The organism is Burkholderia pyrrocinia (genome assembly GCF_018417535.1).
In the GTDB taxonomy this organism is placed as follows: Bacteria; Pseudomonadota; Gammaproteobacteria; order Burkholderiales; family Burkholderiaceae; genus Burkholderia; species Burkholderia pyrrocinia_E.
In genome coordinates this window covers 3,692,189-3,705,820 of sequence record NZ_CP070977.1, presented here as the reverse complement: position 1 = coordinate 3,705,820, position 13,632 = coordinate 3,692,189, and the positions used below count along the sequence as shown (strand labels likewise).

The following is a 13,632-nucleotide window of genomic DNA, read 5'->3' as shown; positions in this document are numbered from 1 at the left end:
TTGTGCAACGCGCGTCAAATTGTCGCAAGTCGCAAACAGGCAGGAACCGATGTCCTTTTGCCAAATAGCCGTCATTACCCATCGATGATAGAATGCCGCGTCGCAGCAGCCCGGCTGTCCTGCCGTCCATGCGCCGAGCCGATCGTAGCCCGGACAAGGTCCCCGACGAATAAACATGGAGTCTCGTGTGTCTTCAAGACGCCTCTTCCGTCCGCTGCTCGCCGTTCTGTTGATCGGCGGCGCGGGCCTTATGAGCGCTGCCCAAGCGCAGACCAAGCCCACGGAGCAAGCGCACGCCCAGCAGGCGCCGCTCAAGGCACCCGATACGATGGCCGAGCGCGTGCGCGGCTGTACTGCATGCCATGGCGTCCACGGCCAGGGCACCGACAACGACTACTTCCCGCGTCTTGCCGGCAAGCCGGCCGAGTACCTGTACAACCAGCTCGTCAACTTCCGTGACGGCCGGCGCAAGTATCCGCCGATGAACTACCTGCTGACGTACCTGAACGACGACTACCTGCGCGAGATCGCCGAGCACTTCTCGGCCGAGCGTCCGCCGTACCCGACGCCGGCGAAGCCGACGCTGCCGGCCGCCACGCTCGCGCGCGGCAAGCAGCTTGTCACGCAAGGCGATCCGTCCCGCAAGCTGCCGGCCTGCGTGGCCTGCCACGGCGCAGGGCTGACCGGCATGCAGCCGGCGATCCCGGGCCTCGTCGGCCTGCACGCCGATTACCTGAGCGCACAGCTCGGCGCATGGCGCTCGGGCAACCGCCACGCGAAGGCACCGGACTGCATGCATGACATCGCAGCAAAGCTTTCCGACGAAGACGTGACGGCCGTGACCGCGTGGCTCGCCGCGCAACCGGCGCCCGCCAACCCCGTGCCGGCACCGGCGCGTTCGATGAAGACTCCGCTCGCCTGCGGCAGCGAACCGCAATAAGGCAAGGGAGACAGACACAATGAAACGCAAGTCCCTGTTTGCACTCTCGGCTGTCGCGATCGTCGCGGCTGCCGCCCTCGTGCCGGTCCTGTGGCCGGGCAACGACACGCTCCACGGCGCTGCCGCCGTCGCGGCCACGCCGGCCGACCAGGCCGCGCTGATCAAGAAGGGCGAATACCTCGCGCGCGTCGGCGACTGTATCGCGTGCCACACCGTGCGCGGCGGCAAGTCGTTCGCGGGCGGCCTGCCGATGGCGACGCCGTTCGGCACGATGTACACGCCGAACATCACGCCGGACGACCAGAACGGCATCGGCAAGTGGACGTCGGACGACTTCTACCGCGCGATGCACACGGGTCGCTCGAAGGACGGCAGCCTGCTGTACCCGGGCTTCCCGTTCGCGAGCTACACGAAGGTCACGCGCGCCGATTCGGACGCGATCTACGCGTACCTGCGCTCGGTCGCGCCGGTGTCGGTGCCGAGCCGTCCGCACGAACTGAAGTTCCCGTTCAACAACCGCAACCTGCTGATCGGCTGGCGCACGCTGTTCTTCAAGGAAGGCGAGTACAAGCCGGATCCGACGAAGTCGGTCGAATGGAATCGCGGCGCTTACCTCGTCGAAGGCCTCGGCCACTGCTCGATGTGCCACACGTCGATCAACATGATGGGTGGCCCGGTGAGCTCGTCGGCGTTCGCCGGCGGCCTGATCCCGCTGCAGAACTGGTATGCTCCGTCGCTGACGAACGACAAGGAACTCGGCCTCGGCGACTGGCACGTTCAGGAACTGTCCGATCTGCTGCAGGCCGGCGTGTCGCACAAGGGCGCGGTGTTCGGCCCGATGGCGGACGTGGTCCACAACAGCCTGCAGTACATGACCGACGAAGATACGCGCGCGATGTCGACGTACCTGAAGTCGATCCCGCAGAAGGCTGAAGCGCCGAAGAACATGCAGTACGAGCCGTCGAAGCAGTTTGGCAATGCGCTGTTCGACCAGGGCAAGAAGATCTACGCGGACAATTGCGCGACCTGCCACGCCGAAACCGGCGCCGGCAAGCCGCCCGCGTACCCGCCGCTCGCGGGCAACCACTCGATCATGATGGAATCGGCGGTCAACCCGATCCGCATGGTGCTGAATGGTGGCTATCCGCCGAGCACGTTCAAGAATCCGCGTCCGTACGGGATGCCGCCGTTCGCGCAGTCGCTGTCGAACCAGGAAGTCGCAGCAGTTGTAACGTACATCCGGATGTCGTGGGGCAACAACGGTACGCCGATCTCGCCGCAACAGGTGAGCGACCTGCGTTCTGCGCCGCTTGACTAAATAATGCGTGACGCAAACGGGGCGCGGCTGCGGGAAACCGCAGTCGCGCCCCTTTGCTTTTTGCGACGCCAGCCCGCGCGGGCCGCGCGAGGTGTCGCCGATCATAAAACTCAAGAGTGGTATCTATGTCTTTCGAATCTCTCGGCCTGGCCGAACCGCTTGTCAAGGCGGTCAACGAGCTCGGCTACACGTCGCCGACTCCGATCCAGCAGCAGGCGATCCCTGCGGTCCTCGGCGGCGGCGACCTGCTCGCCGGCGCGCAGACGGGCACCGGCAAGACCGCAGGCTTCACGCTGCCGATCCTGCAGCGCCTGCATACGTTCTACGCGGAGCACCACAACGCGAAGCGCGCGGTGCGTGCGCTGATCCTCACGCCGACGCGCGAACTCGCCGCACAGGTCGAGGAAAGCGTGCGCGCGTACAGCAAGTACCTGAAGCTGCGCTCGACCGTGATGTTCGGCGGCGTCAGCATCAATCCGCAGATCGATGCGCTCAAGCGCGGCGTCGACATCGTCGTCGCGACGCCGGGGCGCCTGCTCGATCACATGCAGCAGAAGACGATCGACCTGTCGAATCTCGACATCCTCGTGCTCGACGAAGCCGACCGGATGCTCGACATGGGCTTCATCCACGACATCAAGCGCGTGCTCGCGAAGCTGCCGCCGCGCCGCCAGAACCTGCTGTTCTCGGCGACCTTCTCCGACGAGATCAAGGCGCTCGCGGACAACCTGCTCGATTCGCCCGCGCTGATCGAGGTCGCGCGCCGCAACACGACCGCCGAGAGCGTCGCGCAGAAGATCCACCCGGTCGACCGCGACCGCAAGCGCGAGCTGCTCACGCACCTGATCCGCGAACACAACTGGTTCCAGGTGCTCGTGTTCACGCGCACCAAGCACGGTGCGAACCGGCTCGCCGAACAGTTGACGAAGGACGGCATCAGCGCGATGGCGATCCACGGCAACAAGAGCCAGTCGGCACGCACGCGCGCGCTCGCGGAGTTCAAGAACAGCACGCTGCAGGTGCTCGTCGCGACCGATATCGCCGCGCGCGGGATCGACATCGACCAGTTGCCGCACGTCGTCAACTTCGACCTGCCGAACGTGCCCGAGGACTACGTGCACCGGATCGGCCGCACGGGGCGCGCGGGCGCGACCGGCGAAGCCGTATCGCTCGTGTGCGTCGACGAGAAGCAACTGCTGCGCGACATCGAACGGCTGATCAAGCGCGAGATTCCGCAGGAAGTGATCGCGGGCTTCGAGCCCGATCCGAATGCGAAGGCGGAGCCGATCCAGCAGCGCCGCGGGCAGCAACAGCCGCGCAGCGGCGGTGGTGGCGGCGGCGGCAATCGCCAGCCGCGCGCAGGCGGCTCAGGCCAGCAGCCGGCCGCGAAGCGCGACGGCAACGCGCAACCGAAAGCATCGCAGCAGAAGGCCGCGAAGCCGCGTACGCAAGGCGGCGCCGGCGGCAACGGCGGACGCCCTTCGGGCGGCGGCAACAGCGCCCGTCCGGCGAACGGCAACGCCGCGCACCCGAACCGCAACCGTTCGTCGCGCAGCGGCCAGCGCGGTCACTGAAGCCGCGCGGACGCGCGCCGCAGGTGCTCGACCTGGCGTTGCCAGCGCGCGAGCACCGCGGTGCGCTCCCCTTCCAGCGTGAACGTGACGCCTGTCGCGAGACGCGCATAGCCGACCCGCTGCGCATCGCCGTGCGCGATCGTCGCAGCGAATCCGGCCAGTCCGCCGAAGTCGCCTTCGAGCGGCTCGATCCTCAATTGCGCCTGAAAGAATGCGCCGTCCGCGACGAGCGTCAATGCGGCCGCGCGCCGTTGCGCGAGCGCGCGCGCCGCCCGCGATTGCGGCCATAACGCGACCAGCAGCGTGCGCGCATCGTGCGCATAGATCTCGCCGACGCCGAGCAGCGTCGTGCGCAACTGGCCGTCGTCGGTCGCGACGATCAACGAGGCGGCGAGGTCGGCATGACGCTCGAGCGCGGTGCCGTCGAACAGCGATACGACGGCCGGCGGCCACGCGTCGAACGTCCATTGTTCGAGCGCGTGGCGATGGGTATCGGTCATGGTGGCGTGGCCCTGGTGCAGATCGGATGACGATGCGGCAGCATACGCCCGACGGGCCGCGCCGCGGCGATCAGCGCAGGAATACGTGCCGCGTGATCTTCGTGAGCGGATAGTGGACGCCCGGCTGGATCTTCGCGGGCAGGTCGAGCGGCTTGAGCAGCATCTTCACGCACATGTCGGCCGACAGGTTGCGCCGCACGAGCGTACTGATGCGCGCAGCGCGCTCGCGGTTGTACTGGCTGTCGCCGACGCGATCCGGATAGCGGACCGCAAACACGTGGCGCAGCGCGATCTCGGAATCCTCGTTCTTGATTTCCATCACACGGCGCGTCAGCGCGCCGAGCACCGCGAGCCGGCCATTGCCTTCGAGCTGGTTGTACTTCTTGAAGAATTTGAAGAAGTGCTTGTAGTGACGCACTTCGTCCGTGCGGATGTTGTCGGTGATTTCCTTCAGCACGGGCTCGTCGGAGCATTCGTTGATCGCGCGATAAAGCGTGGCCGTGCCCGTCTCGACGACGCAGCGCGCGACCATCTCGAGCGCGCGGGTCTTCTCGAACGCCTCGACCGAGCAGGTCTTCGAATACTCGGCGAAGAAATTCGCGAACGCGGTATCCCAGTCGAACTCGGGCCACACGTGCGCGATGTACGCCTTCAGCGCGCGACCGTGCTGCAATTCTTCGTGCTCCCATGCATTGTTGAGCCACGCGGAGACTTCAGGATCGTCGTTGAAGAATTCGCTCAGATTGCTCGTGTAGAGATCCGAGCCGCTTTCGATGAACGACGACGCGCACAGCAGCAGCAGCAGATCCTCGTTCGCGGCGGCACGCTGACGATCGATCCGGTTCAGGTCGATGTCCTCGATTCGCCACGGCATGACATGCGTCGTTTTAGTGTCCATGGTGGTGCGCTCCCAATCGTCGCGCGGGGGCCGGCCCATGCCTTCGGCACAGGCGCCAACCGTCCCGCAGGCGGCGTCTTACATGCGTTTATAGTGAATTGGTCCGGCCGAACCATCCTGGCATCTTAGCCGGACTTTGATGTTCGTGCTCCAGAGCACTGACCATGGCCGACAAGCGCAGTTCCACGGCGTCTGTTGCCGTTCGTTAGACGAGTCCTTCGAACGGCTTGCAGCCATTCGACGGTACGGGCCGCACCAAACGAAACGGGCGGCCCTTCGGCCGCCCGTCGAGCGCATCGACCGCCAGGAGAAAACCGGAAGCGATCCGTCAGAAACCGGCCGCCAGACCGTCGCGCCGGCTGTCGCTCGCGGCGACGTAGCCACGCTCGCGATCGTCGCGATCGAGACGCCAGATGAACTGCCCCGAACCGAAATCCATGTAAGGATCGTCGATCGACTCGATCGTATGGCCGCGGGCGGCCAGCGCGTCGACCGTCGCACGATTCATCGTCGCTTCGACGTCGAGCGTGAAGTCGCGGTTGACCTTCCAGCGCGGCGCATCGCATGCGGCCTGCGGCTGCTGCCCGTAGCCGAGCATCCGCACGACGGTCTGAAGATGGCCCTGCGGCTGCATGTCGCCGCCCATCACGCCGAAGCTCATCACGGCCTCGGTGCGGCCGTCGACGTCCTCGGTCACGAACGCCGGGATGATCGTGTGGAACGGCCGCTTGCCGCCCGCGACGACGTTCGGCGAAGCCGGATCCATCGAGAAGCCGTGCCCGCGGTTCTGCAGCGCAATGCCGGTGCCGGGCACGACGAGCCCCGAACCGAAGCCCATGTAGTTCGACTGGATAAAGCTCACCATCATCCCGCGCTCGTCGGCCGCCGACAGGTAGATCGTGCCGCCCGAATGCGGCCGGCCGGCACCGAAGTGCGTCGCACGCGCGGGATCGATCTGCTTCGCGCGTTCGGCGAGATACGCATCGTCGAGCATCTGCTCGGGCGTGACTTCCATCGCACGCGGATCGGCGACGTAGCGATAGACATCCGCGAACGCGAGCTTCATCGCCTCGATCTGCAGATGCTGCGAGTCGACCGAATCGAGCGGCCATTCCGTCACGCCCGCATGCTCGGCGATCCCGAGCGCGATCAGCGCAGCGATGCCCTGCCCGTTCGGCGGGATCTCGTGAATCGTGTGGCGGCCGAAGCGCTTGCCGATCGGCTCGACCCATTCCGGCCGGTATGCGCGCAGGTCGGCTTCGGTCATCGCGCCGCCGCCCTCGCGGGCGAACGCCGCGATGCGCTCGGCGAGCGCGCCTTCATAGAACGCACGGGCGCCGTCCTTCGCGAGCGTGCGCAGCGTCTGCGCATGGCCCGGCAGGCAGACGCGTTCGCCGACGAGCGGCGCACGGCCGCGCGGCATGAAGGTCTCCGCGAAGCCCGGCAGGCCCTGCAGCGCGGGCACCGCCGCCGCCCACTTGTGCGCGACGATCGGCGGCACCGCATAACCGCGCTCCGCGATCTCGATCGCCGGCTCGAGCAGATCCGCGAACGGCAGCGAACCGAACTTCGCGTGCAGCGCTTCCCAGCCGGCGATCACGCCCGGCACGGTGACGGTATCCCAGCCGCGGGTCGGCTTGTTCGCAATGCCGTGCGCATCCTCGCCGTGGCGCTTGCGGAAATAGTCGACGTTCCACGCGGCCGGCGCGACGCCCGATGCGTTCAGCCCGGACAGCCGCTCGCCGTCCCATACGAGCGCGAACGCGTCGCCGCCGAGCCCGCACGACACGGGCTCGACCACCGTGATCGCGGCTGCGGCGGCCAGCGCCGCGTCGACCGCGTTGCCGCCTTTCCACAGCATCCGCAGCCCGGCCTGCGCAGCGAGCGGGTGCGACGTCGACACGACGTTGCGCGCAAATACCGGGATGCGGGTCGTCGGATACGGGTTGTGCCAGTTGAAGCCAGTCATCGGTGCCACCTCGTCGAAAGCTGAATGAATGCGCGCCCGCGTGTGCAGGCAGTCCGCCATTGCAGCGCGATCAGCGCAATCGCACAAATTCATTTGTCACATGAATCCATGCAATTTCCGCATGAATTGCACGCGACCGTGCCGGCCAGGCCGGCCGAACGCCGTTGCCGCCCTTACAATACCCGCTCCGTCTCACGACACGACCATCGAGCCATGACCCGAGATCCCCGCCTCACCCTCAACGCGCGCCAGCAGGAACTGCTCGAATGGGTGCAGCGCGACGGCTTCGTGACCGTCGACGATCTCGCCGCGCACTTCGCGGTGACGCCGCAGACGATCCGCCGCGACGTGAACTGGCTCGCCGACCTGAACCTGCTGCGCCGCTACCACGGCGGCGCGAGCCTGCCGACCAGTTCGGAGAACGTGTCGTACACGGCGCGCCAGCGGATGTTCCACGACGAGAAGCGGCGCATCGCGGCGCTCGCGGCGTCGCACATCCCCGACCAGGCGTCGCTGTTCATCAACCTCGGCACGACGACCGAGGAAGTCGCGCGCGCACTGAACCGCCACCACGGGCTGCACGTGATCACGAACAACCTGAACGTCGCGTCGATGATGAGCGGCTACCCCGACTGCGAAGTGCTGATCACCGGCGGCATCGTGCGGCCGTGGGACAAGGGCATCGTCGGCGAGCTCGCGATCGACTTCATCCGCCAGTTCAAGGTCGACTACGCGATCATCGGCACGTCGGCGATCGAGGCCGACGGCACGCTGCGCGACTTCGACACGCGCGAGGTGCGCGTCGCCGAGGCGATCATGCAGCATGCGCGCACGGTCTACCTCGTGACCGACCATTCGAAGGTCGGCCGCCCCGCGCTGGTACGCCAGGGCCACCTGAGCCAGGTGCACGCGCTCTTCACCGACAAGCCGCTGCCGCCCGAGATGGCCGACACGGTGGCCGCCGCCGGCACCCAGGTGTACGTCGCGGAATGACGCTTGCGAAGACGCTCGCGATGCTGCACCGCACCCGAAACTTCAAGTGAAATCAAGAAGTTGGCGCCGCGAGCAAACCGCTTGCGGTGCATTCTCCTGTCAAACGGAAAATTAACGGGGCACGATTTGTCGTTGCGTGCGCGCTCGACTAGACTCCAGTTCCCCGGTCCGTTCGCCCGACCGCCTGTGCCAGGGCGTGTGCGAATTTCAGGGCCGGCGAATGCAGCTTTTCCCCCCAAGCCATACCCCCCGGGGTATCGTGCGTCGGCGTTTGCGCCGGCCGCGCGGGCAGACCGGATGCCATGGAGAGAACGATGCTGAGTCCGCATGAATTCGCCACGCTATTGCTTGTGAAGGACGCGCCTGACCAGCGCGATATGGATCGGGATGAACTGGACATACTGCTCGAACAGCAGCTTGTCCGCCTCGAAGGACTCGGCTCGGGGCGCAAATACTGCGTGACCGAGACCGGCGACGCCGCGCTGCGATCCATCAAGTACCGCTATTCGTGAAGCCCGTTGTTCCTGACCTGACCCGCGGCCGGATCCCCGGCCCGTTGTTCCTGACTTGACCGCGCGGCCGGATTCCCGGCCGCGCGGTCGTTTCCGCTTTCCCCGCCCGTTCGCCGCAGCCGGCTTCAGCCGCCGCGCAGCGTCGGATCGACCGCCGCCCGCCAACTGATGGCCTGCGCGCGCGCACCGTTGAAATACGCGATCCAGCCGGCGCGCGCCGCCGCGTCGGGCGCCGCATAGCGCGTCGAAAGTTCGTTTACGAACGCACAATAGTTCGCTTCGGTCAGCCCGCGATACCGTTTCGCCACGTACGCGTCGTACAGCGTCGAGTAGACCGGCTGCGCGTCCGCGCCCCAGTCGCGCGCCGTGCCGCCGCATGACGTCTGCAGGTCGGCGAACGACGGCGCCCGCCAGTTGCCGGCGAGCGGCGGCGTGCCCGCGCTGCACCCCGCCAGAAGGACGGCGCACACGCCGGCCCACATCCCAATACGCATGATTCACCTCGCGAAACGGTCGATTCCGCCAGTATCGTCCGGGATCGTGCCGCGCGCTACTGGCCCCGCTTTATCGAACTTTACTTTTTCGATTTCGTTCGTTAAATTTCGAATTCGAACATTTCGTGTTCACCCATTTCCATCAGACGATAAGGACAGCAGGTGACCCAACGGAATCGCTACGATCTGCTCGTCGTCGGCGGCGGCATCAACGGCGCGGGGATCGCGCGCGATGCGGCCGGCCGCGGCCTGTCGGTCATGCTCTGCGAGCAGGACGACCTCGCGTCGCACACGTCGTCGTGCAGCACGAAGCTGATTCACGGCGGCCTGCGCTATCTCGAGTACAACGAGTTCGGGCTCGTGCGCAAGGCGCTGCAGGAGCGCGAGACGCTGCTGCGCGCGGCGCCGCACATCATGTGGCCGCTGCGCTTCGTGATGCCGCACATGCCGAACCTGCGTCCGGCCTGGCTGATCCGCATCGGCCTGTTCCTCTACGATCACCTTGCGAAACGCGAACTGCTGCCCGGCTCGCGCGGCATCGACATGCGCCGCCATGCAGCCGGCGCACCGCTGATCGATTCGATCAAGCGCGGCTTCGTATATTCGGACGGCTGGGTCGACGACGCGCGCCTCGTCGTGCTGAACGCGATGGATGCGAAGGAACGCGGCGCCGAGATCCTGACGCGCACGAAGCTGGTATCCGCCGAACGCCGCGGCGACGAATGGGAAGCGCGGCTGCAGCGCGCCGACGGTTCGATCCGCGTCGTGCATGCGCGCGCGATCGCGAACGCGGCCGGCCCGTGGGTCGGCGACGTGCTGCACGGCGCGCTCGGCCGCGGCGCGCAGCACAGCGTGCGGCTCGTGAAGGGCAGCCACATCATCACGCGCCGCCTGTTCGATCACGATCACGCGTACATCTTCCAGAACCCGGACAAGCGGATCATCTTCGCGATTCCGTACGAACACGACTTCACGCTGATCGGCACGACCGACGTCGAATACACGAACGATCCCGCGAAGGTCGCGATCGATCGCGACGAGACGCAGTACCTGTGCGATTCGATCAACCGCTACTTCAAGCGCAAGATCTCGCCGGCCGACGTGCACTGGACCTATTCGGGCGTGCGCCCGCTGCTGGAAGACGAGAACGCGACGAACGCATCGGCCGTCACGCGCGACTACCGCCTCGAACTGGACGACGGCGCGGGCGCGCCGCTCCTGTCGGTGTTCGGCGGCAAGATCACGACGTTCCGCAAGCTCGCGGAAGAAGCCGGCGACATGCTGTGCGGCGCGCTCGGCCGCGACGCGAAAACCTGGACGGCCGGCGCCGCGCTGCCGGGCGGCGACATCGCGAACGCAAAGTTCGACGTGTTCGCCGGCTCGTTCGCCAAACGCTATCCGTGGCTGCCCGCCGCGCTCGCCCGCCGCTATGCGCGCGCCTACGGCACGCGCGCGGAGCGCGTGGTCGACGGCGCGAAGTCGCTCGCCGATCTCGGCACCGAAATCGCGCCGGGCATCCACGACGCCGAACTGCGCTACCTGCGCGACGCCGAATGGGCGACCTGCGCGCAGGACGTGCTGTGGCGCCGCTCGAAGCTCGGCCTGCACGTCACGCCGGGCACGCTCGATGCGGTGACGGCCGCGGTCGATGCGTGGTTCGCCGCCGCGCACGCGCCGCACGCGTGATCCTAGGGTCTGTTTACATATGGAACGCACATGCGAATGCCCGAAATCGCTCGTAGGGCAAGAAGTGAGGAGCGCCGTTTGGCCTTGCCAAACAAGCGACGAGCGACGCCGCCATACGGGCGATTTCGGGCATTCCCGTGACGTGATTTTTTTAATTTGGGGTTGCCACGAGAACGGCCGCTCGCCGCGTTGCGCTCCTTGGCGATACGTCCAGTATTCGCAGCGTCGCGCGCCTCGCGAGCGGCCGTTCTCGTGGCAACGCATGCGCGTTCCATATGTAAACAGACCCTAATGCAGTTGCAGTTGTCTTACCGATGTTGACTCACCGACGCGCCGCCCACCATGCGGCGCGCATCACAACTAAGCCAATCCACGGATGGAGATGAGAGACATGCAGGACCAGTACATCCTCGCGCTTGACCAGGGCACCACGAGTTCCCGCGCGATGCTGTTCGATCGCCAGGGCAATATCGTGTCGATTGCCCAGAAGGAATTCGAACAGATCTACCCGCAACCCGGCTGGGTCGAGCACGACCCGCAGGAAATCTGGTCGACGCAAGCCGGCGTCGCCGCAGAAGCCGTCACGCGCACGGGCCTGAACGGCACGTCGATCGCCGCGATCGGCATCACCAACCAGCGCGAGACGACGATCGTCTGGGATCGCGAGACGGGCCAGCCCGTCTACAACGCGATCGTCTGGCAGGATCGCCGCACCGCCGACTTCTGCGATTCGCTGAAGCAGCAGGGCCTCGAAGCGAAGGTGCGCGCGAAGACCGGCCTGCCGATCGACTCGTACTTCTCCGCGACGAAGATCCGCTGGATCCTCGACAACGTGCCGGGCGCGCGCGACAAGGCGCGCCAGGGCAAGCTCGCATTCGGCACCGTCGACAGCTGGCTGGTGTGGAACTTCACCAAGCACGAACTGCACGTGACCGACGTCACGAATGCGTCGCGCACGATGCTGTTCAACATCCACACGCGCGAGTGGGACAACGAGCTGCTCGAACTGCTCGACATCCCGCGCAGCATGCTGCCGGAAGTGAAGGCGTCGTCGGAAATCTACGGCTACACGAAGACGACCGTGTTCGCATCGAAGATCCCGCTCGCAGGCATCGCGGGCGACCAGCAGGCCGCCCTGTTCGGCCAGATGTGCACGACGTCGGGCATGGTGAAGAACACCTACGGCACCGGCTGCTTCCTGATGATGAACACCGGCGACAAGCCGATCGAGTCGAAGAACAACCTCGTCACGACGATCGCGTGGCAGATCGGCGACGACGTGCAGTACGCGCTCGAAGGCAGCATCTTCATCGCGGGCGCAGTCGTGCAATGGCTGCGCGACGGCGTCGGCGTCATCAAGACGGCCGCGGAAATCGAAGCGCTCGCCGCGAGCGTGCCGCACACCGACGGCGTCTATCTCGTACCCGCGTTCGCCGGCCTCGGCGCACCGCACTGGAACGCGCGGGCGCGCGGTTCGGTGTTCGGCGTCACGCGCGGCACGACGTCCGCACACCTCGCGCGTGCGGCGCTCGACGCGATCGCGTACCAGTCGCTCGACGTGCTGGCCGCGATGGAAGCCGATTCGGGTATCAGCATCGGCGAGCTGCGCGTCGACGGCGGCGCGAGCGCGAACAACCTGCTGATGCAGTTCCAGGCCGACCTGCTCGGCGTCGACGCGGTGCGTCCGCAGATCACCGAGACGACCGCGCTCGGCGCGGCCTACCTCGCGGGCCTCGCGATCGGCTACTGGAAGAACCTCGACGAAGTGCGCAGCCAGTGGCAGCTCGATCGCCGCTTCTCGCCGTCGATGCCGAAGGAGCAGGTCGAACGCTGCATGGCCGGCTGGCAGCGTGCGGTGCGCGCCGCGAAGGCGTGGGCCGACGATACCCAGTAATCGTCAGCCCTCCATACGAAATACAACAACACCGGCGGACCGCGCTCGCGCGCGAGTCCGCCGTGACATACGAGAGACAACCATGTCACCTTATATTGCAGAATTCATCGGCACCGCGATCCTCGTGCTGCTCGGCAACGGCGCGGTCGCAAACGTGCTGCTTGCGAAGACCAAGGGCAAGGGCGCGGACCTGATCGTGATCGTGTGGGGCTGGGCGATGGCCGTATTCGTCGCCGTCTACGTGACCGCATCGTTCAGCGGCGCGCACCTGAACCCGATCGTGACGATCAGCCTCGCGCTCGCGGGCAAGTTCACGTGGTCGAAAGTCGGCGGCTACATCCTCGCGCAGATGCTCGGCGGGATGGCGGGCGCACTGCTCGTGTGGCTCGCGTATCGCCAGCACTTCGCGAAGGAAGCCGATGCGGACCTGAAGCTCGCGGTGTTCTGCACGGCGCCCGCGATCCGCAGCGTCCGGCACAACGTGCTGACCGAGGCGATCTGCACGTTCGTGCTGATCCTCGGCGTGCTGTATCTCGCGTCGCCGCAGGTCGGCCTCGGTGCGCTCGACGCGCTGCCCGTCGGTCTGCTGGTGCTGGGCATCGGCATCTCCCTCGGCGGCCCGACCGGCTACGCGATGAGCCCCGCGCGCGACCTCGCGCCGCGCCTCATGCATGCGCTGCTGCCGATTCCCGGCAAGCGCGACAGCGACTGGCGCTATGCGTGGATTCCGGTGGTCGGCCCGCTGATCGGCGGCTCGCTCGCGTCCGTGCTCTATCTGCAACTGCACGTGCCGCACTGACGCGCACCGTCGCACCGACGAAGCAACACAGCCCGCGTGCCGGAAGGCCGCGGGC

12 protein-coding genes are annotated in these 13,632 nt (G+C 66.5%); 8 read left to right on the top strand and 4 right to left on the bottom strand.

Annotated elements, in window-relative coordinates:
- The first annotated feature begins 175 nt into the window (after positions 1-175).
- The 3 genes from JYG32_RS17210 to JYG32_RS17200 all read left to right on the top strand — a co-directional run bounded on the left by JYG32_RS17210 (position 176) and on the right by JYG32_RS17200 (position 3,832).
- Positions 176-940 (top strand): c-type cytochrome, encoded by a 765-nt coding sequence (locus JYG32_RS17210; RefSeq protein ID WP_072443436.1) that lies wholly within the window; start codon positions 176-178, stop codon positions 938-940.
- 19 nt (positions 941-959) lie between these two features.
- Entirely contained in the window at positions 960-2,258 is a 1,299-nt protein-coding gene (locus tag JYG32_RS17205) for a c-type cytochrome (protein WP_174383430.1), read from the top strand.
- Between the two features lie 125 nt (positions 2,259-2,383).
- A complete protein-coding gene (locus tag JYG32_RS17200) occupies positions 2,384-3,832 on the top strand; it encodes a DEAD/DEAH box helicase (protein WP_174383431.1) in 1,449 nt (482 codons plus the stop codon).
- On the opposite strand, the gene JYG32_RS17195 is transcribed toward JYG32_RS17200, so the two are convergent.
- From JYG32_RS17195 to JYG32_RS17185, 3 genes are all read right to left on the bottom strand, one after another.
- Entirely contained in the window at positions 3,826-4,332 is a 507-nt protein-coding gene (locus JYG32_RS17195) for a hypothetical protein (RefSeq protein WP_174383432.1), read from the bottom strand. The two genes, JYG32_RS17200 and JYG32_RS17195, sit on opposite strands and share 7 nt — an antisense overlap.
- Before the next feature lie 70 nt (positions 4,333-4,402).
- Positions 4,403-5,230 (bottom strand): ferritin-like domain-containing protein, encoded by an 828-nt coding sequence (locus JYG32_RS17190; protein ID WP_174383433.1) that lies wholly within the window; start codon positions 5,228-5,230, stop codon positions 4,403-4,405.
- 328 nt (positions 5,231-5,558) lie between these two features.
- Positions 5,559-7,199: a gamma-glutamyltransferase family protein gene (locus tag JYG32_RS17185; protein WP_213264187.1), complete on the bottom strand. Its 1,641-nt coding sequence runs from the start codon at positions 7,197-7,199 to the stop codon at positions 5,559-5,561.
- 213 nt (positions 7,200-7,412) lie between these two features.
- On the opposite strand from JYG32_RS17185, the gene JYG32_RS17180 reads away from it, so the two are divergent.
- Entirely contained in the window at positions 7,413-8,192 is a 780-nt protein-coding gene (locus JYG32_RS17180) for a DeoR/GlpR family DNA-binding transcription regulator (protein ID WP_006493999.1), read from the top strand.
- A gap of 314 nt (positions 8,193-8,506) precedes the next feature.
- Positions 8,507-8,704, top strand: coding sequence for a hypothetical protein (locus JYG32_RS17175; RefSeq protein ID WP_006477892.1), 198 nt, complete (start codon positions 8,507-8,509; stop codon positions 8,702-8,704).
- Positions 8,705-8,829: 125 nt separating this feature from the next.
- On the opposite strand, the gene JYG32_RS17170 is transcribed toward JYG32_RS17175, so the two are convergent.
- Complete coding sequence (locus tag JYG32_RS17170; protein ID WP_174383435.1) at positions 8,830-9,198, bottom strand: hypothetical protein; 369 nt, start codon at positions 9,196-9,198, stop codon at positions 8,830-8,832.
- A 162-nt stretch (positions 9,199-9,360) separates the two neighbouring features.
- Between JYG32_RS17170 and glpD the strand changes: the two genes are divergently transcribed.
- The 3 genes from glpD to JYG32_RS17155 all read left to right on the top strand — a co-directional run bounded on the left by glpD (position 9,361) and on the right by JYG32_RS17155 (position 13,577).
- Complete coding sequence (gene glpD, locus JYG32_RS17165) at positions 9,361-10,884, top strand: glycerol-3-phosphate dehydrogenase (protein ID WP_174383436.1); 1,524 nt, start codon at positions 9,361-9,363, stop codon at positions 10,882-10,884.
- A 391-nt stretch (positions 10,885-11,275) separates the two neighbouring features.
- Complete coding sequence (glpK, locus tag JYG32_RS17160) at positions 11,276-12,778, top strand: glycerol kinase GlpK (RefSeq protein ID WP_213264186.1); 1,503 nt, start codon at positions 11,276-11,278, stop codon at positions 12,776-12,778.
- A gap of 82 nt (positions 12,779-12,860) precedes the next feature.
- Entirely contained in the window at positions 12,861-13,577 is a 717-nt protein-coding gene (locus JYG32_RS17155) for an MIP/aquaporin family protein (protein ID WP_213264185.1), read from the top strand.
- The last annotated feature ends 55 nt before the right edge of the window (positions 13,578-13,632 follow it).